The organism is Pseudomonas sp. S2_F07 (assembly GCF_054668325.1).
In genome coordinates, this window is record NZ_CP162758.1 from 975,183 (window position 1) to 998,689 (window position 23,507).

20 protein-coding genes are annotated in these 23,507 nt (G+C 61.3%); 7 read left to right on the forward strand and 13 right to left on the reverse strand.

The features are described 5' to 3' along the window. Nucleotides 1-15: 15 nt before the first annotated feature. From AB4O40_RS04160 to AB4O40_RS04190, 7 genes are all read right to left on the reverse strand, one after another. Entirely contained in the window at nucleotides 16-1,068 is a 1,053-nt protein-coding gene (locus AB4O40_RS04160) for a WD40/YVTN/BNR-like repeat-containing protein (protein WP_056727619.1), read from the reverse strand. 1,130 nt (nucleotides 1,069-2,198) lie between these two features. Continuing rightward, entirely contained in the window at nucleotides 2,199-4,856 is a 2,658-nt protein-coding gene (gene pepN / locus AB4O40_RS04165) for an aminopeptidase N (RefSeq protein ID WP_056727621.1), read from the reverse strand. Between the two features lie 10 nt (nucleotides 4,857-4,866). Further along, complete coding sequence (locus AB4O40_RS04170; protein ID WP_056727622.1) at nucleotides 4,867-5,697, reverse strand: DUF2797 domain-containing protein; 831 nt, start codon at nucleotides 5,695-5,697, stop codon at nucleotides 4,867-4,869. Continuing rightward, nucleotides 5,694-5,954, reverse strand: coding sequence for a YeaC family protein (locus tag AB4O40_RS04175; protein ID WP_056727623.1), 261 nt, complete (start codon nucleotides 5,952-5,954; stop codon nucleotides 5,694-5,696). Before AB4O40_RS04175 ends, AB4O40_RS04170 begins: the two co-directional genes overlap by 4 nt. A gap of 33 nt (nucleotides 5,955-5,987) precedes the next feature. Continuing rightward, complete coding sequence (locus tag AB4O40_RS04180) at nucleotides 5,988-6,857, reverse strand: rhomboid family intramembrane serine protease (protein ID WP_056727625.1); 870 nt, start codon at nucleotides 6,855-6,857, stop codon at nucleotides 5,988-5,990. Next, complete coding sequence (locus tag AB4O40_RS04185; protein WP_460055907.1) at nucleotides 6,854-7,825, reverse strand: metallophosphoesterase; 972 nt, start codon at nucleotides 7,823-7,825, stop codon at nucleotides 6,854-6,856. The genes AB4O40_RS04180 and AB4O40_RS04185 overlap by 4 nt, the downstream gene beginning before the upstream one ends. Further along, nucleotides 7,825-8,715, reverse strand: coding sequence for an NAD(+) kinase (locus tag AB4O40_RS04190; protein WP_008016128.1), 891 nt, complete (start codon nucleotides 8,713-8,715; stop codon nucleotides 7,825-7,827). The genes AB4O40_RS04185 and AB4O40_RS04190 overlap by 1 nt, the downstream gene beginning before the upstream one ends. Nucleotides 8,716-8,832: 117 nt before the next feature. On the opposite strand from AB4O40_RS04190, the gene AB4O40_RS04195 reads away from it, so the two are divergent. Then, the gene (locus AB4O40_RS04195) at nucleotides 8,833-9,783 is read left to right on the forward strand and encodes a DUF1853 family protein (protein ID WP_056727630.1); all 951 of its coding nucleotides are present in this window, start codon (nucleotides 8,833-8,835) and stop codon (nucleotides 9,781-9,783) included. A 185-nt stretch (nucleotides 9,784-9,968) separates the two neighbouring features. On the opposite strand, the gene AB4O40_RS04200 is transcribed toward AB4O40_RS04195, so the two are convergent. Further along, nucleotides 9,969-10,529, reverse strand: coding sequence for an NADPH-dependent FMN reductase (locus AB4O40_RS04200; RefSeq protein ID WP_056727632.1), 561 nt, complete (start codon nucleotides 10,527-10,529; stop codon nucleotides 9,969-9,971). Between the two features lie 175 nt (nucleotides 10,530-10,704). Here AB4O40_RS04200 and AB4O40_RS04205 point away from each other — a divergent pair, with 175 nt between their 5' ends. Both AB4O40_RS04205 and AB4O40_RS04210 read left to right on the forward strand, forming a co-directional pair. Continuing rightward, nucleotides 10,705-10,932: a hypothetical protein gene (locus AB4O40_RS04205; protein ID WP_056727634.1), complete on the forward strand. Its 228-nt coding sequence runs from the start codon at nucleotides 10,705-10,707 to the stop codon at nucleotides 10,930-10,932. A gap of 88 nt (nucleotides 10,933-11,020) precedes the next feature. After that, nucleotides 11,021-11,914 (forward strand): LysR family transcriptional regulator, encoded by an 894-nt coding sequence (locus AB4O40_RS04210; protein ID WP_460055902.1) that lies wholly within the window; start codon nucleotides 11,021-11,023, stop codon nucleotides 11,912-11,914. On the opposite strand, the gene AB4O40_RS04215 is transcribed toward AB4O40_RS04210, so the two are convergent. The 5 genes from AB4O40_RS04215 to AB4O40_RS04235 all read right to left on the reverse strand — a co-directional run bounded on the left by AB4O40_RS04215 (nucleotide 11,880) and on the right by AB4O40_RS04235 (nucleotide 17,293). After that, a complete protein-coding gene (locus AB4O40_RS04215; RefSeq protein WP_056727640.1) occupies nucleotides 11,880-12,494 on the reverse strand; it encodes a GNAT family N-acetyltransferase in 615 nt (204 codons plus the stop codon). The two genes, AB4O40_RS04210 and AB4O40_RS04215, sit on opposite strands and share 35 nt — an antisense overlap. A 14-nt stretch (nucleotides 12,495-12,508) precedes the next feature. Further along, complete coding sequence (locus tag AB4O40_RS04220; RefSeq protein WP_056727642.1) at nucleotides 12,509-14,764, reverse strand: Orn/Lys/Arg family decarboxylase; 2,256 nt, start codon at nucleotides 14,762-14,764, stop codon at nucleotides 12,509-12,511. Between the two features lie 282 nt (nucleotides 14,765-15,046). Beyond that, a complete protein-coding gene (gene dnaQ / locus AB4O40_RS04225; protein WP_056727644.1) occupies nucleotides 15,047-15,805 on the reverse strand; it encodes a DNA polymerase III subunit epsilon in 759 nt (252 codons plus the stop codon). 183 nt (nucleotides 15,806-15,988) lie between these two features. After that, nucleotides 15,989-16,441: a ribonuclease HI gene (rnhA, locus tag AB4O40_RS04230; RefSeq protein ID WP_007979123.1), complete on the reverse strand. Its 453-nt coding sequence runs from the start codon at nucleotides 16,439-16,441 to the stop codon at nucleotides 15,989-15,991. Nucleotides 16,442-16,534: 93 nt separating this feature from the next. Then, a complete protein-coding gene (locus AB4O40_RS04235) occupies nucleotides 16,535-17,293 on the reverse strand; it encodes a class I SAM-dependent methyltransferase (RefSeq protein WP_007988453.1) in 759 nt (252 codons plus the stop codon). A 65-nt stretch (nucleotides 17,294-17,358) separates the two neighbouring features. On the opposite strand from AB4O40_RS04235, the gene gloB reads away from it, so the two are divergent. The 4 genes from gloB (at nucleotide 17,359) to AB4O40_RS04255 (ending at nucleotide 23,504) form a co-directional block, all read left to right on the forward strand. After that, nucleotides 17,359-18,126, forward strand: coding sequence for a hydroxyacylglutathione hydrolase (gene gloB, locus AB4O40_RS04240; RefSeq protein ID WP_460058180.1), 768 nt, complete (start codon nucleotides 17,359-17,361; stop codon nucleotides 18,124-18,126). Between the two features lie 99 nt (nucleotides 18,127-18,225). Next, entirely contained in the window at nucleotides 18,226-19,656 is a 1,431-nt protein-coding gene (locus AB4O40_RS04245; RefSeq protein ID WP_056727647.1) for a transglycosylase SLT domain-containing protein, read from the forward strand. A gap of 180 nt (nucleotides 19,657-19,836) precedes the next feature. Continuing rightward, entirely contained in the window at nucleotides 19,837-21,666 is a 1,830-nt protein-coding gene (locus AB4O40_RS04250) for an extracellular solute-binding protein (RefSeq protein WP_056727649.1), read from the forward strand. Beyond that, entirely contained in the window at nucleotides 21,663-23,504 is a 1,842-nt protein-coding gene (locus AB4O40_RS04255) for an extracellular solute-binding protein (protein WP_056727651.1), read from the forward strand. Before AB4O40_RS04250 ends, AB4O40_RS04255 begins: the two co-directional genes overlap by 4 nt. Nucleotides 23,505-23,507: the final 3 nt, after the last annotated feature.

The following is a 23,507-nucleotide window of genomic DNA, read 5'->3' on the forward strand; positions in this document are numbered from 1 at the left end:
TATTATTAACCCGGCTCATTTGCCCGACTCGGTGCCGCTCGGCGAGGTGACGCGAACGCCGCCCTGCCCGGCCAGAACCAGATTGCCATTGCCTGCCGCCGTCACTGCCGAAACCGAAATACGGTCCGGACGGTTGACCACCTTGAAGGTTTCGCCATTGTCGCTGCTGCGAATCACCGAGCCGCCGTTGCCGACGATCACGATGGAACCGTCGTCGAGCAGCGTACCGCCGGACAGCCCGAACTCCAGGTCGCCACGTTCAGCCTTGAGCTCGACCTGCTCCCAGTTGCTGCCAAAGTCCGTGGAACGGTAAAGGTTACCGCGCAGACCGTAGGCCAGCAGCGTATTGGGCTGCGCCGTGCCGATCACGCCGAACAGCGAGCCTTCGTACGGACCTTCGAGTTTCTCCCAGGTCTGGCCCCAGTCCGCGGAACGGAACATGCTGCCCTGCTCGCCGACGATGAACAGCCCGGCGTCCTTGACCGCAGCGATCGAATTCAGGTGGTACTGGTCTTCGTTGTCCAGGCGATCGCTGGCGTCTTCCCAATGCTTGCCACCGTCGGTGGTTTCCATCAGAGAGCCGTAGGCGCCCACGGCAAAGCCACTGTCAACGTCCTTGAACCAGACATCGAGCAGCGGCGATTCGCGTGTCAGATCTTCGAATTGCTTGGTCCAGGTCGCGCCGCCGTCCTCGCTGGCGAGGATCTGCGCGTCATGACCGACGGCCCAGCCGTGCTTGTCATCGACGAAAAACACCGACGTCAGCAGGGCCCGGGTCGGGACCTTGGCCTGGGTCCAGGTAGCGCCCTGGTCATCGGAATACAGGATGTGCCCACGATCCCCGACCGCCACCAGGCGCTTGCCGGCGTGGACGACATCGAGCATCAGGCTTTTGGCAGCCTTGGCGGATTCAATGGAATAAACAACATCGGATGCTGGCGCCGCCGCGGCCAGCGCAGGCGCCGACAGCATGGCAGAGCCCAACAGCGAGAGCGCTGTGGCCAGCAACGCGAATTTGCGTAGTGCCGGCGGGCGGCAGATACCCACACCCATGACAGGCTCACTCATAGACCTTCTCCCATTATTATTGTTAGGTCGTTCAACCTTTCTGGGCGCCGCAAGGGTGCGTGTCTGGACCGGCTGTTTCAGAGCATAGTCCTGAAACCCGCAATCCAGAGCCCCTTCGGAAGCTGGCCTATCCTATCGGTGTTTTTTCATGTCTGACAATCGACGCCACGTTATGTTTTGTTAACCGGGGGGATGGGGGGTTGTTCTGAATGGTTGGGTATCAGGTGGGGTGATTGCGGGTTTGGGGTTTGGGGTTTGGGGTACATATCCGTTGCTGCGGTTACGGCCGCTATTGGTTCCGCCCTTACGGCGGGTCACTTTCGAAAAGCGCGAAAGTAACCAAAGCGCTTTGCCCCTTACGTTCGGTGCCTCGCTTAGGCTCGGCATGCCCTCGCTCCGGTCCTGCTCCGTGGACCCGCCGCCATCGGCCATCCATGGCCGGCGGCGGCTAACCCGGCATCCATGCCGGGTTGCCCACTGCGCAGAACCTGCGCTCGGCCTCTCGAGGGGGCAAGAAGATCAAGATCAAAAGCCAAAGCGAGGCGGCCTACCGGCCGGCCTGTTTGCGGGGTTCGTTCGCCTTTGAGAGTTGAGTTGGCTGACAGGCCGTCATCGCGAGCAAGCTCGCTCCCACAGGGGACGTGGTTGTACACGGATTTTGCGCCTGACACTGGTCAACTGTGGGATCGCCGCACCGCCGCTCCCACAAAAAAGCAAAGGCAGAACAGCCCACACCGCGCCGCCTCTCACCACTCATCAGGCCGAGCGTTAGCTCGCCTGCAGCTTTTGATCTTGATCCACCCGCCCCCTCGGCAGGCTGAGCGGAGGCGTTCATCCGGGGGTGGGCGCGCAGCGCCGTTCGGCGCAGCCGAACACATCGAGAGGAGGTCGAGCGAAGCCGACCGGAGGCGATGCCCCCGGATGAATGCCGGAGCGAAGGAACCCCGAGCCCAAGCGAGGGGCCGTACGTTCGGGGCGAGCGTTTTTTGGGTTACTTTTTTAGGCGCTTGTAAAAAAAGTGACTCGCCGTCAGGGCGAAACCATAAGCCGCCGTTACCGCAGCAACGGATATGTACTCAATCAACCCACAACCCTGGTCGGCCCGAAGGCCGCCAAGGTCACGAACAGACTCAGACCAAACTCTTGCTGACCACTTCAAACACATCACTGGACAACTGCCCCGAAGCCCGAATCCGCTCCAACTCCCCCTTCATCAAAGCCTGACGAGCACTGTCGTACTTGCGCCAGCGAGTCAAAGGCGCCAACTGCCGAGAAGCAATCTGCGGATTAAAGCCATTCAACTCGATCACCAGATCCGCCAGGAAGCGATACCCCGAACCGTCGGCCGCGTGGAAGTTGATCAGGTTCTGCCCGGCAAACGCACCGACCAGCGCCCGCACCTTGTTCGGGTTCTTGATGTTGAACGCCGGGTGCTGCATCAGCGCTTTCACACGCTCCAGACCGCCCGGCAATACACTGCCGGCCTGCACGCTGAACCACTGATCCATGACCAGCGGGTTGTCCTTGAAGTGCTCGGCGAAGCTGGCCAGCGCCTTGGCCTTCTCGGCTTCAAAGGGTGAGTTGACCAGCACGGCCAGCGCGGTCAGGCGCTCGGTCATGTTGTCGCACGCATCGAACTGCTCCAGGGTTGCCGCCAGAACTTCCGGCTTGCCGCTGAGCATCAGGTAGGACAATGCGATGTTCTGCAACGCGCGGCGAGCGAAGTGCTCGGCCTCGGCCACGTACGGAGTCTGCTTCGACAACTCGCGGTTGGCCTGGTAACGCAGCCACAGGCCTTCGAACAACGCATCGGCCAATTGCTTGCGGGCAAACTCGCGGGCGGTGTGAATCGCTTCGACGTCCGCCACGTCGCTGATTTCGGTCAAGTAGGCTTCGCTTGGCAGCGAGAGCATTTCGGCGACCATGGCCTGATCCAGCGACTCGTCCGAGAGCACCGTGCGCAGCGCCGACACCAGACGCTGATCGAGTACCAGCGCTTCGCCCTTCTGCTGTTGGCCGATCAACTCTTGCAGCACCTGCACCGACAATTGCTGGCCAGCATCCCAGCGGTTGAAGCCGTCGCTGTCGTGCTGCATCAGGAACATCAACTGGTCGCGGTTGTACGGGAAGCTCAGCTTCACCGGTGCCGAGAAGCCGCGCAGCAACGACGGTAGCGGTTGTCCGGCGATGTCGACGAAGGTGAAGGTCTGCTCGGCTTCAGTCACCGAAATGACCCGCGAGGTGCCTTGGGCGGTAGCTTCACCGGACAGACGCAGGGCAATAGCCGCGCCTTTGGAATCCAGCAGGCCCAGTTCGACCGGGATCACGAACGGCAGTTTTTCAACCTTGTCCGGGGTTTGCGGACAGCTCTGGCGGAACGTCAGGCTGTAGGTTTTCGCGGCGGCGTCGTAGGACTCGGTTACCGCCAGCCGCGGTGTACCGGCCTGGCTGTACCAACGCTTGAACTGGGACAGGTCAACGCCATTGGCATCTTCCATGGCCTTGATGAAGTCATCGCAGGTCACGGCCTGGCCGTCGTGGCGTTCGAAGTACAGGTCGCTGCCTTTGCGAAAGCCTTCGGCGCCGAGCAAGGTGTGGATCATGCCGACCACTTCCGAGCCCTTTTCGTACACGGTCAGGGTGTAGAAGTTGGAAATCTCGATAAAGCTGTCCGGGCGCACGGCGTGGGCCATGGGGCCGGCGTCTTCGGCGAACTGGTGGGTGCGCAGGTACGCCACGTCCTGGATGCGCTTGACCGTGGCCGAGTTCATGTCCGAGGAGAAACCGGCATCGCGGAACACCGTGAAGCCTTCCTTGAGCGACAACTGGAACCAGTCGCGGCAGGTCACGCGGTTGCCCGACCAGTTGTGAAAGTATTCGTGGGCGACGATCGCCTCGACCCGCTGGTGCGCGGCATCGGTGGCGGTTTCAGCCTTGGCCAGCACGGCGCTGGAGTTGAAGATGTTGAGGCCCTTGTTCTCCATGGCACCCATGTTGAAGTCATTCACGGCGACGATCATGAAGATATCCAGGTCGTACTCGCGACCGTAGACCTCTTCGTCCCAGCGCATGGACTTCTTCAGGCTGTTCATGGCGTGCTGGCACTTGTCGATGTTTTCCGGCTCGACATAAATGCGCAGCGCCACATTACGCTCGCTCATGGTGGTGAAGCTGTCTTCGACGCACCACAGGTCACCGGCCACCAGCGCGAACAGGTACGCCGGCTTCTTGAACGGGTCTTCCCAGGTTGCCCAGTGCCGGCCTTCTTCACCGGGACCGGAAGCGATCGGGTTGCCGTTGGACAGCAGCACCGGATAGCTGTGTTGTTCGGCGACGACCGTGGTGGTGAAGGTGCTCATCACGTCCGGGCGGTCGAGGTAATAGGTGATCTTGCGAAAGCCTTCGGCCTCGCACTGGGTGCAGAACATCGTGCCGGACTTGTACAGGCCTTCGAGCGCAGTGTTGGTTTCCGGGTGGATCCGGACGCTGGTGTCGACCGTGAAAGTGGTGCTGGTCGGGTGCAGGGTCAGGTGATTCTCGGTCAGCTGATACTGCGCCTCTGAAAGCGCCTGGTCGGCCAGGGTGACCGACAGCAGTTCCAGCTGCTGGCCGTCCAGCACCAGCGGCGGCAGGCCCGGACCACGCTCGGGGTTGCGGCGCATCACCAGTTGCGCATGGACCAGGCTGTGGTCCTCGTACAACTCGAAGGTCAGGTGTGTTTCGTCGATCAGGTACTCGGGCGCCTGATAGTCCTTGAGGTAGATCATCTTCGGTTGTTCGGTGCGCATGCTGGAGTCCTTACTGATGCACGGCGAGCTGATAAGCCGTGTATTTACGAATGTTGATCACGCCGGTATCGAAGATCAGGTATTGGCCCTTGACCCCCATCAGCGTGCCTTCGGCAATCGGGTTCTTGTCCAGGTTGAAGCTGACGATCTTCGCCGGGTACTGCTCGACCGGGTAGCGGATTTCCAACGGTTCGACGTCGGTCACCGGCTGGATCGCTTGCAAGCCAAATCGCTGCTGCAACCCGAGCAAGCCTTCAGCGCAGCTCTCGAACAGTCGATCGCGGACTTCGGCCAGGTTCACCGCCGCCGCATCGCCCTTGAGCAAAGCACGCCAGTTGGTCTTGTCGGCCACCTGACTGCGGAACAGGTCTTCGACGAAGCCGGACTGCTGGCGGGTCGAGACGCGCATGATCGGCAAGGCCTGGCTCGCACCCTGGTCGAGCCAGCGGGTCGGCAACTGGGTGGCGCGGGTAATCCCGACTTTCACCCCCGACGAGTTGGCCAGGTACACCACGTGATCGGTCATGCAGAACTTCTCGCCCCACTCAGGTTCCCGGCAAGTGCCGGCCTCGAAGTGGCAGCGCTCCGGGCTCATGATGCACACGTCGCACTGGGCCAGCTTGGTCATGCACGGGTAGCAGTAACCCTGGCTGAAACTGGTCTTGGTCTTGCGTCCGCAATGGGTGCAGTGGATCGCCCCCAGGTATTCCAGGCGCACCGTGGTGCCGATCAACGGATTGACCGGAACCTCGGTTTCGCCCAGACGGAAAGCGTATTGCACGTTCGGCCCGTCCAGGCGCGCCGACATTTTGCTGATTGCACCGCGGCCAATCTCGATCAATGGATGGCATCCGACTTGAACAGGATATTGGGCACTTGAATCGACTTCGAGCTGCATTCCTGCGGGCCCATGTAACCGGTGCGCTGGTCCTCGGGCAGGTTCTGGATTTCCCAGGCGATCATCGCCTGCAGCGACAGCTCGCGTTGTTCGGCGGTGAGCTTGCCACCGTCGGACCATTTGCCGATTTCCACGGCCAGTTTCAGGCTCTCGTAGATATCGGGAGTGATGTTGTTGATCATTTCGTTAAAAGAGGACATTGGGTCTCCGTCTCTTTATTGCATGTTCTTAAATTAGGCGGCCAGTTTACGGCGGTTATACAAACCGCCCAACAAACCGGTGAAGCATCCGATGAGTAACCCGCTGACGTGGGCCGCGTTGGCGATTTCGCCGAAGCCGATCATCGACACCAGCCCGGACAGGCACAGCAGCAACCACACCAGCATCATCACCAGCACGCCACGCGGCAGGCGATAGGCCGGGTTCGGCGCCAGCAGCTGGAAGATCCAGCAATGCCCGAGCAGGCCGTACAGTACGCCGGACAAACCGCCGAACAGGGTCGGGCCGCTGAACAAATACTGGGCGAAGTTGGACACCAGGCTGAACAGCAAGGTCAGGCCGATCAGGTTGATACTGCCCTGGCGCGACTCGATGCGCCGCCCCAGTTCCCAGTACCACATGCCGTTCATCGCCAGGTGCAGGATGCCGAAGTGGATCAGCATCGGCGTGACCAGGCGCCACCATTGCCCCGCCGCCAGGCTGTCGGCCAGTGGCGTGAAATGGATGTACTCGCCGACCACGCGGAATTCGAGGAAGGTCAGCCAGCGCAGCGTTTCAAGGTTGTCGCCGAGCAAGGTGACCGCGCCGACGATCATGCTCAGCAGCAATACCAGCGCAGTGGCCCTGGCGTATTTCAACTGCTCGACGAAGCCCGGGCGCTTGACGGTTTGCGCCACCGGAATGTCCAGTTGCTGGTCGGGATCGCCCGCCGGAAAACGTTCGTACAACGCACGCACGTCTTCGCTGATGTTGTCCGGCACCCACAGCACCTGCTCGCCAGCTTCTTCGCTGACCCGGTGGGGCACTTGCATGCGCTTGAGCAGGGTGACGAACCCGCTCAAGTCCACCGCCAGGGGCAGACGCAATACCGCTACAGCACTCATTGCAGCACCTCCGGCCGCTCGACATCGACCCAGACGAATTTTTGCGGATCCAGGCGGGTTTCCTGATCCAGTCGGTAGGCAACCAGTTTGCCGTACAGCACCGCGCTGTAATCCAGGCAGGCCAGGTTCGGCCGGATCGGTGCCGGCTTGCCGCTGCGCCAGTAATGGCCGACGAACAACAGCGGCTCATCGATGCCGTAGCGCAGCAAACTGTTCTTTTCAGTGGACGTCAACGGGGTCCGGGCCACGGGTTCGGGCAGTGCATCCGGCTGGAACACGATATCGCCGTAGGTTTTCGGATCGTCTTCCCAGAACTTGGTCCGGAAGAACGAGCGCACCAGGCCGTCGCCGCTGGTCATGGTCAGGCCATGGGGCAAGCGCATGTCCGTACCGCGCAACAGCCGGTCGAATACGGTGCAGGCAAAAGAGCCCGACTCCGCCGACGCCTGGACAAAATGCTCGTCGACGCAACCGTTGGGGAACAATGCCCGCAGCGGCTCGATCAACCCGGCGTCCCAGCAGGCGTGGACCACGCGAAAACGCCCGGCATCGACGAACAATGGCAACTGGTAGAACCATTGCTGGAAGTCGTGCCAGTCGCCCGGATGGTTTTCGAACTGGGTCAGGGTTTCGTGCAGCAAGCGGGCATGGCGCGGCGTGTGCTCGCGCACGAACTGCTTGCCGCTGCCGGGCAACGCCGGCGTCGCCCAGCCCAGCGCATTGAACTCGTGGTTGCCCATGATGCACAGCGCCTGACTGGCCTCGACCATGTCGTGGACGATGTGCAGTGCCTCGCGAATCCGCGGGCCGCGGTCGATGATATCGCCGACGAACACCGCCATGCGCGAGGCATGCCGCCAGACGCCACCCTGTTTGTGATAACCGAGTCGGTCGAGCAAGTGCTCCAGGGTCAGGGCGCAACCGTGCACGTCACCGATCAGGTCGTAGCTACGCGCGGGATCGAGCATCAGTCGCCTCCACCCCCCAACTTGCTGCCCCAGCCGAGCTTGGTCCGGCAGACTTCGTAGTAATTGTGGTCCAGCGGGTGAATCAGCCGCAGTTTCTGGGCTTTCTTGCTGACGGTGATGGTGTCGCCCGGCGCGCAGGTGAAGTGGTTCTGCCCGTCGCACGAGACTTGCGGGTAAATCTGCATATCCTTGGACACGACGATTTTCAGCTCACTGTTGCCATCGACCACGATCGGTCTACCCGACAAGGTATGGGGGTACATCGGCACAATCACAATAGCGTCGAGCTTGGGATGCATGATCGGCCCGCCGGCGGACAACGCGTAGGCGGTGGATCCGGTCGGCGTCGCAACGATCAGGCCGTCGGCCTTCTGGCTGCAGACGAACTGTCCGTCGATGTACAGCTCGAACTCGATCATTCGCGTGGATTTGCCGGGGTGCAGCACCACATCATTGAGTGCATCGCCCTGGCCGATGGCCTCGCCGTGGCGACGGACTTCGGCCTGCAACAGGAAGCGGTTTTCCACCAGATAGTGGCCGTCCAGCACTTCGGCGACCTTGGTTTCCAGCTCATCGGGACGGATGTCGGTGAGAAAGCCCAGGCTGCCGCGGTTGATACCGAGCACCGGAATATTGTGCTTGGCCAGCGCACGGGCGGCACCGAGCAGGCTGCCGTCACCACCGACCACAATGACCATGTCGCAGACTTCGCCGAGCATCTTGCGCGACGAAGTTTGCAAGCCGTGCCCTGGCAGCACTTCGGCGATGGTGTCTTCGAGGATCACGTGCAGATGACGATCGAGCAGAAACCGTTTCAGTCGGCGGACGGTATCCAGCACCTGGGAACTGCCCAGGCGACCGATGATGCCGATATTGCGAAATTGCTCCATGGGGCTCCTGCGGGGATCTGCGTGGCGGCGAAAACCACGATTATGGGCGAAAGCCGCCCGTAGACAAAATCCTTTCAGCTTCAAGGGTGTGCCCGGGTTTCGGGCTATGCTCGCAAGATGATGCTATTTCCCGATTTGCTCCACCTGCCCCATCAGTTACGCCATCCCGAAGTGCGTGACCTGGCGTGGGTCATCCTCGCGCCGCCCATGCTGGACGATACCCCGTGGCCGCAGCGCCACCCGCTGGCCGGCAGCGACTGGGTGCAGGCTCCGGATCGGCTGGAACATTGGCTGCGGCAGCTGGACCGGGACAGTTATGGCCTGCTGCACTGGCTCGCCCAGGCCCGAACCCGACGCCTGGGCCTGTACTACGAACGCCTCTGGCAATTCGCCGTGGAGCATGCTCCAGGCATTGAACTGATTGCCGCCAACCTGCCGATTCGCCGCGAGGGGCACACCCTGGGTGAACTGGACATGCTGCTGCGCGACCGCGACGGCGTGCACCACCTGGAACTTGCGATCAAGCTCTACCTCGGCCCGCAATCCGGCGACGGACACGACACCTCCCAATGGCTGGGCCCGGGCTGCCACGACCGGCTCGACCGCAAACTGGCCCACCTGAGCCAGCATCAATTGCCGATTTCCGCGCGCCCCGAGAGCCGTGAAGTGCTGGCGGCGCTGGATATCCAGGCCTTCAGTGCGCATTTGTGGCTGGGCGGGTACTTGCTGTATCCGTGGCCCGGTCAGGCCGCCCCGCCATCGGGTGCCCATCCGCAGCATTTGCGCGGTCGCTGGTTGCATCAAAAGGATTGGCCGGCGTTGTTGGCCCAGAGTCCGCCCGGTCGCTGGCAACCCCTGCCCCGCCACGCCTGGCTGGCGCCAGCGCATTATTCGGCCGAGCACACCTGGAACCCCGGACAGATGCAGGCGTGGCTGGATGAACTGGACCCCTTGGCGCCAGCACAGTTGCTGGTGCGCCTGACCGAGAATGCCAGCGGCGACTGGGAAGAGGCTGAACGTCTGTTTTTGGTGGCGGACCTTTGGCCGAATGTGCCGGGACAGGGTTGAGTCTTGCATTGCCTGATCCGGCCTCTTCGCGAGCAAGCCCGCTCCCACATTTGGGCCCCAGTCGAACACAAGTCTTGTATCCACCGAAGATCCCTGTGGGAGCGGGCTTGCTCGCGAAGGGCCCAACCCGACCTAAAGAGATAACCACCCGGCGCTTCGCAGGACAAAGCGCCGGCCAATGACCATCAGACTTTCTTGTGCTGCTCGACCCATTGCCCATAGGCATTGATGAAACTTTGCAAGAACGGCTTGACTGATTCGGACAACTTGCCCGCCTCATCGAACGCCGAACCGGCGCCACCCAGATAGGCTTCCGGCTGCTGCATCATCGGCACATTCAGAAACACCATGGATTGACGCAGGTTGTGATTGGCACCAAACCCGCCGACGGCCCCCGGCGAAACACTGATAACGGCGCCGGGCTTGCCACTCCACGAACTCTTGCCATAAGGGCGAGAACCGACGTCAATCGCATTTTTCAACGGCGCCGGTACCGAACGGTTGTATTCCGGGGTCACGAACAACACCGCGTCGGATGAGCTCACCTGTTGTCGGAAAGTGCTGTAGGCTGCCGGCGGTGAAGCGCCATCGATGTCTTCGTTATAGAGCGGCAGATCGCCAATTTCGACGATGTTGAGCTTGAGATTGGCCGGCGCCAGCTCTATCAGGGCCCGTGCGACCTTGCGGTTGATCGATTCCTTTCTCAAGCTGCCGACCACGACGGCGATCGTATAGACGTTGCTCATAAGAGTTTCTCGACTGTCCGATAGGAAGAGCTTGTAGTTATAGATGACGATTCAAGCAGCGGGCGAGCGAAAACACCGTCCCTGACTATTTTTTTCCCGTAGGAAAACTTACCTCGCCCAAGCACGGTCTACAGTGCCGCAAATTGAGTGATTTATCTCCAGAGGTTCTAAGCAGATGGCAGCAGTACTCGTCGGTCAGTTCCATGCAAGAGACGCGCAAGGCCGTATTTATTCGGTGCACGAGTTCCAGGACTCCACCCCGGCGGTAGATGGTTCAGGCCCTGTCACCACCTACAAACTGGCCATTGGCGACCGTGTCAACAAGGTCGACGACAATGAATTCATGCTGGTGCAAACCGGCGTGACCATTACCCGCGAACCGCAAACCGTCAGCGTTTCATAACCCGTCGTTATGAGCAGAAGTCATATGCGCGGACTTGGGGTAGGATTCAGCCACTGACTCCTCCACCTGCTGAACATGGACTTCACGCATGCGCTTACGCCATATCGAAGTGATCCAGGCGCTCTTGCAGACCGGTCACCTGGGCACCGCCGCCGAATGGCTGCAGTTGCCAGTGGCCGAAGTCGAGCGTTTGCTGCGCGACGCCGAGGATCAGTTGGGTTTCATGCTGTTCGCCAGCGTGCGCGGGCGATTGCAGGCCACCCGCGAAGCACGGGAACTGCAGGTGGAAATTGCCCGGGTCTACGACGCGCTCGAACCGGTGCAGCGCCTGGCCAACAGCCTCAGGCAATACCTGGCGCCGCCGCTGCGCATCATCTGCACCCCGCCCCTGGCCAACCAATTGCTGCCACACAGTATCGCAGCCCTGCGCCGACGCCTGCCCGACGCGCCTTGCACTCTGCTGAGCCAGCCCACCCGCGACATCGTCAGAAGCCTGCTGCTGCGTGAAAGCGATCTGGGCCTGAGCCTGCATGACCCCGATCACGCCGACCTCGATTGCCAGGTGATTGCCCAAGGCAAACTCCAGCTGCTCGCCCCCCATGGCTGGCTGCAACCGAAACAGAAATACATTTCACTGCAGGATCTGGCCGGTCAATCGATGATTGGCCTGGAGGGGCACGACCCGTTGAGCCCGGCGCTGGAAAACAAACTGCATGGCTTGCGGCCTGCCCCGGTGATCCAGACCCGGGTCCAGACGCATCAGATGATGCGCAGTATGGTCGAGGCCGGCGAAGGGCTGGCCATCGTCGACCCCTTCACCGCCCTCGGCGCCAAAGCCTCGGGCCTGGACGCCTGCCCGCTGGCACCAGCGATCCCGGTCAGTCTCTACGCCCTGACCCTGAAAAACGCCGAACCCTCTCCGGCGGTTCAGGCACTGTTGACCATCGTCACGGAACAAGCCGCGGCGATGCTGACGAACTGAACGGGTTTTCCAGCGGATTTTCGAACAATCGATACCAGAACAGCGCCACTTCGGCGGTGTTCGGATCGATGCCGCGATAGCGCAGGTGGTCGATCCCGCCGATCACGTAACCGCAGCGCTCATAGAGCCTGCAGGCCCCCAGGTTGTTGTTCTGGGTTTCGAGCATGATGCCCGGGAGTTTCTTCTTGCGGCTCCAGAATTGCGCCACATCCAGCAGGGCCTTGGCCACACCATGTCGCCGGGCCGGTGCGTGCACCGCCAGTTCGTCGATATGGGCAAAGCCGTTCCAGTTGGTACTGACCACCAGGTGCCCCACGGGCTGGTCATCCAGATACGCCATGAAAATCGCGCTATCGGCGGCATCGCGATAGCTGCTGAATTCCTCGGGATCGATGCCGTAGCACTTGCGATAAGGCGTGATCGGGGTGACCTGCCACTGGGCCACCGGCGCTCCTATTTGTGCCGCACCGTAGGCCGCGACTTCAAAACTGAAATCACTGCCCCAGATATAGGCGGCAAAACCTTCGTCGGCAACCCGTACCGACAACCCTGGATAATTCGGATTTATTACCGGTTGCATACTGGGAAAGGTCCTCATTCCTTGATGCAATCGACGGTGTAGCACCGTCCACTGCCCTGATCTTCATGTTGCAATCCGTGCACATCAGCGACGAACCCCGGAAAACTGCTATCAAACGTGCGGGCAAACGCCAGGTAATCGATGATCGAGCGGGTCGACTCGGTAAAACGCTCGCCCGGCATGATCAGCGGAATGCCGGGCGGGTACGGCACCAGCATCACCGCGGCGATCCGCCCGTCCAGCGCATCGATCGACACGGCTTCGACTTCACCTCGCACCAATTGATCATAGGCGTCCGCCGGCTTCATCGCGACTTCCGGCAGTACGGTGTACATGCGCTTGAGGTGCCTGGCGGTGGCATTGCTGCGATAACAGGCATGCAACTGATCACACAGATCACGCAGCCCCATGCCCTGATAGCGAGCGACATTCTCTTGCGCCACGCAGGGCAGGCAGTTGGCCAGACTGACGTTGGCGTCGTAGCTGCGCTTGAACTCCAGCAGCTCGGTGAGCAGCGTACTCCACTTGCCCTTGGTGATGCCCATGGAGAACAACACCAGGAACGAATACAGCCCGGTCTTCTCGACCACCAGGCCGCGCTCCCAAAGGAACTTGCTGACCACCGCCGCCGGAATCCCGCGCTCGCTGAGGGCGCCACCGGCGGTCAACCCCGGCATCACCAGCGTGACCTTGATCGGGTCGAGCAGCACATAATCGTCGGTCACGCCGCCAAAGCCGTGCCAGTCGGCATCGGGTTGCAGCAACCAGTCCTCGGTGACGACCCGCTCGATGCCTTGCGCCGTCGGCGGTTGCCAGATCGAGAACCACCAGTCATCCGCGGCAATGTGCTGGCGCAAATTGGCCAGCGCCCGGCGAAAACTCAGGGCTTCGTCGAACATTTCCTGCAACAGCGAACGCCCGGCCGGCCCTTCCATCATCGCCGACGCCACATCCAGCGAGGCGATGATGCCGTACTGCGGCGAGGTCGAGATGTGCATCATGAACGCTTCGTTGAAGCGATCCCGGTCCAGTTGCCGCGCACCGCCATCGCGCACGTGAATCATCGATGCCTGGCTGAAGGCCGCCAGCAACTTGTGGGTCGAATGGGTGGTGAACACCAGTGGGCTGTCCTCATCACGGGAGGTGCCCATACCGTAGCGCCCGGCAAAGAACTCATGAAACGCCGCATAGGCGTACCAGGCCTCGTCGAAGTGCAACACCTCAACGCTATTGCCCAGTTGCTGCCTGATCAGCTCGGCGTTGTAGCAGAGGCCGTCATAGGTCGAATTGGTCACCACCGCGAGCTTGACCTTCGGTGAACGGCCCTTGGTCAGCGGGCTGGCGTCGATCTTGGCCTGGATCGATTCGCGACTGAACTCACTCAGGGGAATCGGGCCGATGATCCCCAGTTCATTACGCTCCGGACACAGGTACAGCGGGATCGCGCCGGTCATGATGATCGAGTGCAGCACCGACTTGTGGCAATTGCGATCCACCAGCACCAGGTCATCGCGGGCGACCACCGAGTGCCAGACAATCTTGTTGGCCGTGGAGGTGCCATTGATCACGAAAAAGGTGTGATCGGCGCCAAAATTGCGTGCCGCGCGGGCCTCGGCTTCAGCCAGGGGACCCGTGTGATCGAGCAAGGAGCCGAGCTCCGGCACCGACACCGAAAGATCCGAGCGCAGGGTGTTTTCCCCGAAAAACTGGTGAAACGCCTGCCCGACCGGACTTTTGTGATACGCCACGCCACCGCCGTGACCGGGGGTGTGCCAGGAGTAATTGGAATCGGCCGTGTGTTGCACCAGCGCCTTGAAAAACGGCGGCAGCAAGCCATCGAGGTATTTGCGCGCGGCGCGGGCCACCTGCCGGGCGAGAAAGGGCACGGTGTCCTCAAACAGATAAAGAATGCCGCGCAACTGATTGAGCTCGGCCATGGCATCGGCGGGCGCGTTTTCCAGGGTCACCTTTTCGCCCAGGGCGAAGATCGGCAGATCCGGCGCACGCACCCGCGCCAGACCGATCAGTTCGGCCATGTTTTGTAACAAATGGGAGTGGGTACTGGCGTCCTCGGAGGCAATCAACATGCAGGACAGGCCATGGTAAGTCGATGCCACCAAACGTCCTTCGGTGTAGTCCACCGCCGAAACGACGCTGAACCCTTCCTGCTCCAGCTCCCGGGCAATCCCCCGCACGCGGTCGCCGGCGACGCTGTCGGCCTTGATGTCGCGATGGACAATCAGCACCGGGAATTTCAAGTCTTTGTACATGAGGCTCAGTGTCCCGAGGCGGCAGACCAGAGCCTGCCAATCACCTCAGGGTAGAGTGTTGCAGAGAATGTGGCGAGTGTGATGCCCATGTTCGGTCACCGCTCGCACCATTCTGTGGCAACGGAGAGCTTCCCTGTGGCGAGGGAGCTTGCTCCCGCTGGGTCGCGAAGCGGCCCCCGGCGTACTTTCAGACATACTTTGCATGCAGGTTTCACGTCGGCTTCGCCGCCGAGCGGGAGCAAGCTCCCTCGCCACAAAGAGTGCGCGTTTGAAAATGTGGGATTACGCCTGCGCTTCAGCCTCGGCCAGTTGCACCCACAACGCCGGGGCACCCGCGGATTTGCCGATGACTTCCAGGCGGGCCGCGTGGCGGGCCAGGTCGTCTTCGCTGGCGCGGATGATGCGCGTCGGCTGGCGGTTCGCCGGCAAACGGCGAATCTCGGTAGCCGAGTTGTCCGCCCCTTCACCGGAGCCATTGCCATCGGAGGCGTTGCCGGCCAGGGACAGACTGGTCTGCCCCCCGGTCATGGTCAGGTAGACGTCGGCGAGAATCTCGGAGTCGAGCAAGGCGCCGTGCAGTTCACGGCCGGAGTTGTCGACGCCATAGCGCTTGCACAGGGCATCGAGGCTGTTGCGCTGCCCCGGGTGACGTTCCCGGGCCATCATCAGGGTGTCGAGGATCGAGCAGTGCTGCGTGATGTCCGCGCGGTCCTGCTGGCCCATCAGAGCGAATTCGTTGTTGATGAAGCCAACGTCGAACGCCGCGTTATGGATGATCAGCTGCGCGCCCTTGATGAACTCGAAGAACTCTTCGGCCACCTCGGCAAAACGCGGCTTGCCCACGAGGAATTCGTTGGTGATGCCGTGGACGCCGATGGCGCCTTCGTCACTTTCGCGATCCGGTTGCAGGTACACGTGAAAGTGCCGGCCCGTCAGGCGTCGGCCGATCAACTCGACACAACCGATTTCGATAATCCGGTGGCCGTCGGTCACCGGCATGCCGGTGGTTTCGGTGTCGAGTACAACGGATCTGGTGGCCATCAGTGCTCAGCTCTCAATCGGTCAATCGTGCAAAAGCGGCGATGTTAACACGGTCCCTGTAGGAGCTGCCGCAGGCTGCGATCTTTTGAGCTGGCTTTTGATTTTCTGCGGCCTAAAAAAGATCAAGATCAAAAGATCGTCCGATCGCGGCCCGAGCCTTCGGCAGCTCCTACATGAGGTTGATCAGCCCTGCTTGTACCCACGCACTTCATCCACGCCACGGTTGGCCAACTGGTCGGCCCGTTCGTTACCGTGATGGCCAATGTGTCCGCGCACCCATTTCCAGGTGACCTTGTGGCGGTTGACCTGCTCGTCGAGCAGCTTCCACAGGTCAGCGTTTTTCACCGGTTCCTTCGCCGCGGTTTTCCAGCCGCGCTTCTTCCAGTTGTCCATCCACTCGTTGATGCCTTTCATCACGTACTGGGAGTCGGTCACCAGCAGCACCTCGCAGGGACGCTTGAGCTCTTCCAGGCCACGAATCGCGCCCATCAGTTCCATGCGGTTGTTGGTGGTGTTGGCTTCGCCGCCCCAGAGTTCCTTTTCGACGCCCTTGCATACCAGCAGTGCGCCCCAGCCGCCAGGGCCCGGGTTGCCTTTGCAGGCGCCGTCGGTGAACAGTTCTACGCTATCGCTCATGCCAATCTATCCAGGAAAATGCGCTGGCCCGCCGATCGCTGATCGACGACGCCCGAAGCCGGGACAGGCCCGGCTGCAAATGAAAAGTGTGTATTACGGTTCGATGTTGCGCCGGTTGACCTTGGCCATCGGCAACGGGATCAGCTTGCCCATCGGTTCGCGCCGCTCCTGGCGGACAGGTCGCAGGCCCACCACGATCTTGCGCGCCACCAATAAATAGAAGCCGCCGCCCGACAGTTGCCAGTCACCGGCCTTGCGCTCCCAACCGGCCAGACGGGTCTGCCACGCCGGCGACGCAAGCGGCGGACGATAGCACCCGAAGCGGCGTTTCTCCAGTGCGAAGCCCAGCAGGTTAAGCCAGTCCGCGACCCGTGACGGCGAAATGCAGCGCGCCTTGCGCAGCGCATCCTGGGCAAACACATGCCGCAGCCCCCAACTGCTCCAGGGATTGATGCCAATGATCAGCAAATGCCCGCCAGGGCGTACGCTGCTGGCCGCCTCGCGCAGCAGGCCGTGGGGCGACAGGCAGAAATCCAGGCCATGTTGCAGCACCACCACATCGGCGGCATGCTCGCTCAATGGCCAGGCCTGTTCCTCACAAACGATCTCGACCCCCGGCAACGGCGCGCCAAGGCGCACATTGCGCTGCACCTGCGGGGCCGACGGCGGGGTCTGGGCCGAGGGACCGTAATGCACCAGATAGCCACCAAAGAACCGCCCGAGCTCGTCTTCGAGCATGCGCCGCTCTTCGTCCAGCAGAAATTGCCCGAGGGGACCGGCCAGCCACTCGCGGGCCGCGCTGATCAACGCCAGCCAGTCAGGATCGGCTTGTGCGAACGCTTTATCAGTCATTGCATTCTCCAACGCGCCAGGAAGTTCTAAGATGCGCCAATGTTTTCCGCTTGGCGAATCCGACGATGATACAGATCACTGCCCTGCCCGCCTTCACCGACAACTACATCTGGTTGTTACAAGACCACGGCAGCAAGCGCTGCGCGGTCGTCGACCCGGGTGATGCCGCCCCCGTGCAAGCCTGGCTCGCGGCCAATCCGGGCTGGGTACTGAGTGATATTTTGATCACTCATCACCATCATGACCACGTCGGCGGCGTCGAACAGCTGAAAAAAGCGACGGACGCGAAAGTCTATGGTCCGGCCAGCGAAACGATCCCGGCGCGGGACGTTGCACTCAAGGACAACGACAAGGTCAGCGTGCTCGGCTGGGACTTCGACGTCCTCGCGGTCCCTGGTCACACCCTGGGGCACATCGCCTATTACCATCACGGCTTGCTGTTCTGCGGCGACACACTGTTTGCCGCCGGCTGCGGACGCTTGTTCGAAGGCACGCCACAGCAAATGTACAGCTCGCTGACACGCCTTGCCGGCTTGCCTGACGACACGCTGGTCTACTGCACCCACGAATACACCCTCGGCAACCTGAAGTTTGCAGCGGCCGTCGAACCGAACAACCCGGACACCGCCGAGCGCCTGGCCAAAGTCACCCGCCAACGGGAATCAGGGATCATGACGCTGCCCTCGACACTGGCACTGGAAAAGCTCACAAACCCGTTTTTGCGCTCTGGCGAAACATCCGTTAAAGAAAAAGCGGACGAACGGACCGGCACCGATAACTCGGCGCCCGATATGGTTTTTGCTGCGCTTCGAGCGTGGAAAGACAGGTTCTAAAGGGGCTTCTCGAGATTGCAACAATTCTGAAAGGTTGACCGCACAGGGTGCGCTTTCTAGAATCGCCCGACATTTTTGCCCGGAACTTACTTCCAGCCAATGTCGTCACCTATTCGCAAAGCCATCAGTTCAGACGCATTGACCCGCTTGGCTCAAGCCATAGCGGTGGCTGTGTCCGCCACCCTGGCGGGCTGTTCCAGCCATGCGCCGCAGACCGATGCGGCGCACGCGCAGAACATCGCCGCGCGCGCCAAGCAGAAGCCGATCTGGCTCAGCGAAAAACCCAGCCCGCAAATTCCCCAGGACGTCTGGGAGCGCATGCGCCAGGGCTTCCAGCTGCAGGACGGACTGGGCGTCAACCCGCGCATCGAGCAACAGCGCCTGTGGTTCGCCAGCAATCCATCTTTCCTCGAAAACGCTGGCGAGCGTGGCAGCCTCTACATTCACTACATCGTCGAGCGCCTTGAAGAACGCAACATGCCGCTGGAACTGGCCCTGCTGCCAGTGATTGAAAGTGCCTACAACCCGATGGCCTATTCCCGGGCCAACGCGGTGGGTCTTTGGCAGTTCATCCCATCCACCGGGCGTTACTTCAACCTGCGTCAAACCCGTTTCTATGATGGTCGTCGCGATATCACCGCGTCGACCACCGCAGCGCTGGATTACCTGACCCGCCTGCACGACATGTTCAACGGCGACTGGATGCTTGCCCTGGCGGCCTACAACGCCGGCGAAGGCACCGTCAGCCGGGCCATCGAGCGCAACGAGCGCCTCGGCCTGCCAACCGACTACTGGAACCTGCCGCTGCCCGCCGAAACCCAGGCCTACGTGCCCAAGTTGCTGGCACTGTCGCAGGTGGTGATGGCGCCGGATGCCTATGGCGTGAACCTCAACCCGATCGCCAACGAACCTTATTTCAAGGTCGTCGAAATCAACCAGCGCATGGACCTGTCCAAGGTTGCTGAAGTTGCCAACATCGACGAAGACGAACTGTTCCAGCTCAACCCGGCCTTCAAGCAACGCACCACCATCGACGGCCCGCAACACCTGCTGGTCCCGACCTCCAAGGCGCAACTGCTGACCAGCAGCCTGCAGACCATGCGCCCTGAAGAACTGATCAGCAAGAAATCGCTCAAGCCGGTCTTCGAAGGCGCCGACGCTCCCCAGGTCGCCAGCGTCAAGCGTTCCTACCGGGTCAAGCGGGGTGACAACCTGGGTTCCATCGCCAAGGCCAACAACGTCGACGTGAAGGACCTGCAACGCTGGAACAAACTGACCGGCAAGAACCTCAAGCCCGGCCAGACCCTGGTCATGCAGGACACCAGCAAGCGCAACTCCGGGCGCGTCAACACCGTGGTTGCAGCCAATACCAAGAAGCAGCAGACCAAGTACAAGGTCCAGCAAGGCGACTCGTTGTACATCGTGGCCAAGCGCTTCAACGTTGAGATGCAGCACCTCAAGCGCTGGAACCCGCGTGTCGGCCAGGCGCTCAAGCCTGGTCAGATGTTGACGGTGGCCAATCCGCATTAAAAAAACAGCCCCTCAATCCAGGGGCTTTTTCATACCTTCACAGTTTTGTGGGCAGCACAAAAACCTGTGGGGATTGTTGCTTGGCCAATACTGCGCATTAAGCCCCTGTCTTTTTCCTGTCCATACAAGCTGTTACTGTACGGTCCACAAAGCCCAAGCCGCCTGGATCGGATCCCCTATTTGAAGCGTCCCCTCCTCTTCCTGATCAGCCTGGCCTTGAGCTCCACCGCAAGCGCGACGATCAGCGAAAGCCATGGTTATGCGCAGTTCGGCACGCTCAAGTACCCGGCCCGATTTACCCACTTCGACTGGGTCAACCCGCAAGCGCCCAAGGGCGGTACGTTGCGGGTCATGGCGTTCGGCACCTTCGATACACTCAACCCCTACACCTTCAAGGGCACCAGCCCGGTCACCACACCGAGTTTCCTGCAATACGGCATCAACGAACTCAACGAGCCGCTGATGGTCGGCACCGGGCAATACGCGCCGTCGGGCGACGAGCCCGCGTCCAGCTATGGCCTGATCGCCCAGTCGGTGGAGTACAACGAGAACCGCAGTTGGGTGGTGTTCAACCTGCGTCCCGAAGCACGCTTCCATGATGGCACGCCGATCACCGCCTACGACGTCGCGTTCTCCTATCGCGTGCTGCTCAAGGAGGGCCATCCGCTGTACCGCACCAGCCTTCAGGAAGTGTCGCGGGTCGACATCCTCAACCCCCGGCGCATCCGTTTCGTGTTCAAGCGTGCCGGCAATCCGCTGCTGATCCTGCGCCTGGGTGAAATGCCAGTGCTGGCGCAGCATTACTGGAAAGGCCGCGATTTCAAGGCCACCACCTTCGAGCCGCCGCTGGGCAGCGGGCCGTATCGCATCACCTCGGTCACGCCAGGGCGGCAGATCGCCTTTGAACGGGTGAAGGATTACTGGGGCAAGGACCTGCCGGTCAATCGCGGCAAGTACAACTTCGACCGCATGGAGGTCGAGTTCTACCGCGACAGCGACGTCGCGTTCGAGGCATTCAAGGCCGGTGAATTCGATATCTATATCGAGCATCAGGCGAAGAACTGGGGCAGCGGCTACAACTTCCCCGCCATACGCCGCGGCGAGGTGATCAAGGCACAGATTCCCCATCAGATCCCGACCCAGACCCAAGGCTTGTTCATGAACAGTCGCCGTCCGGCTTTCTCGGACGCCAAGGTCCGCGAAGCCCTGGGGCTGATGTTCAACTTTGAGTGGACCAACCGCACGCTGTTCGGCGGCGCCTACCAACGCGCCATGAGCTACTACCCCAATAGCGAGTTCTCGGCCAGCGGTTTGCCGGTCGGGCATGAATGGCTGTTACTCAAGCCCTATCGCGAGCAACTGCCGGCCAGGCTCTTTACCGAACCGTTCAGCCTGCCGCAGACCGACGGCCGCAGCATCCCCCGGGAGACCTTGCGCAAGGCCCTAGGTTTGCTCGCCGAAGCCGGCTGGAAGCTCAATGGCCAGCATCTGCAAAACGCCGCAGGACAGCCGTTGCGACTGGAGCTGCTGCTGGTCAACCCGAACCTGGAACGCATCCTCCAGCCTTACGTCGAGACCCTGGCCAGTATCGGTATCGATGCGCGGCTGCGCACAGTCGACCGTGCGCAATACAAGCAGCGCCTCGACCAGTTCGATTTCGACATGATTCTGATGACCCTCAACCAGACGCTCAGCCCCGGCCTGGAACAATGGCAGTACTTTCACTCCAGCCAGGCCGGGGTCAAGGGCAGCAAGAACTTCGCCGGCATATCCAACCCGGTGGTCGACCACTTGCTCGAGCAGTTGCTGGCCGCCCGGACCCGCGATGAGCAAGTCGCCGCCGGCAAGGCCCTCGACCGCGTGCTGCTGTGGCAGCACTACATCGTTCCCAACTGGTACCTCAATTATCACCGTCTGGCGTACCGCAATCGGCTCGCCTTCGTCACCACGCCGCCCTACACCCTGGGTCTGAACGCGTGGTGGCTGAAATCTTCGGAGAAAGATCAATGAGACCCATCCGTGCCCTGCTCCTGCAGGCCAGCGGCCTGCTGTTCGCCGGGCTGGCCTGCGCAGCCCCGCAACATGCCGTGACCCTGTACAACGAGCCGCCGAAATACCCGGCCGATTTCAAACACTTCGACTACGTGAATCCGGACGCGCCCAAGGGCGGGATTTTCCGTCAAGCCGGTTTCGGTGGCTTCGACAGTCTCAACCCTTTCATCAGCAAAGGCGTGCCCGCGGACGATATCGGCAACATCTACGACACCCTGGCCAAACAAGGCCTGGACGAGCCGTTTACCGAGTACGGCTTGATCGCCCGCCTGATCGAGAAAGCTCCGGACAACGCCTGGGTGCGCTTCTACCTGCGCCCGGAGGCACGCTTCCATGACGGCCATCCGATTCGCGCCGAAGACGTGGTGTTCAGCTTCCAGATGCTGACCAAGGACGGCGCGCCGATGTACCGCGGCTACTACAACGACGTGGCCGAAGTGGTCGCCGAAGACCCGCTGACCGTACTGTTCAAGTTCAAGCACACCAACAACCGCGAGCTGCCGCTGATCCTCGGCCAGTTGCCGGTGCTGCCCAAGCACTGGTGGGCCGACCGCGACTTCAACAAGGGCAATCTGGAAATTCCGCTGGGCAGCGGCCCGTACAAGGTCAGCGAAGTGAAGGCCGGACGCTCGGTGCGTTACGAACGGGTCAAGGACTACTGGGGCAAGGACCTGCCGGTCAATCGGGGCTTCTACAACTTCGACGTGATGACCACCGATTACTACCGCGACAACACCGTGGCCCTGGAAGCACTCAAGGCCGGACAGTTCGACTACTGGCTGGAAATGACCGCGAAGAACTGGGCCAATGCCTACAACGTTGCGGCGGTCACTGAAGGACGACTGGTCAAGGAACAGATTCCCAACGGCAATCCCACCGGCATGCAAGGCTTCGTGTTCAACATGCGCCGCCCGGTGTTCCAGGATGTGCGTGTGCGCCAGGCCCTGTCACTGTTGCTGGATTTCGAATGGACCAACAAGCAACTGTTCAACGGTGCCTACGCGCGCACCCGCAGTTACTTCGAGAACTCGGAAATGGCCGCCACCGGACTGCCTGACGCCGATCAACTGGCGATCCTCGAACCGTTGCGCGCCAAGCTGGCGCCGCAAGTGTTCAACGAAGCGTTCCAGAACCCGACCACCGACGGCAGCGGCATGATCCGCGCCCAGCAACGGCAAGCCTATCAACTGTTGCAGGAGGCCGGCTGGCGCATCGTCGATGACAAGATGGTCGACGCCACCGGCAAGCCCGTGGTCATCGAGTTCCTGTTGGCCCAGACCGAATTCGAACGGGTGCTGCTGCCGTTCAAGCGTAACCTGAGCGACCTGGGCATCGACCTGGTGATCCGCCGGGTCGACGTCTCGCAGTACATCAACCGCGTGCGTTCCCGGGACTTCGACATGATCGTCGGCAGCTTCCCGCAGTCCAATTCGCCGGGTAACGAACAGCGGGAATTCTGGATGTCGGACGCCGCCGACAAGCCCGGCAGCCGCAACTCCATGGGCCTGAAGGATCCGGTGGTCGATCAACTGGTCGAGCAACTGATCAACGCCGATTCGCGCAACAGCCTGGTGGCCCACGCCCGTGCGCTGGACCGGGTGCTGCAATGGGGCTATTACGTAATACCCAACTGGCACATCAAGACCTGGCGCGTGGCGTACTGGAACCACATCGGCCATCCCAAGGTCTCGCCCAAGTACGACATCGGCACGGCCACCTGGTGGGTCAAGCCCGATATCAAGCCGGCAATAGAAGTCGAAACCACACTGCAGGCCGATCCTGCGGGCACGGAGTAATCA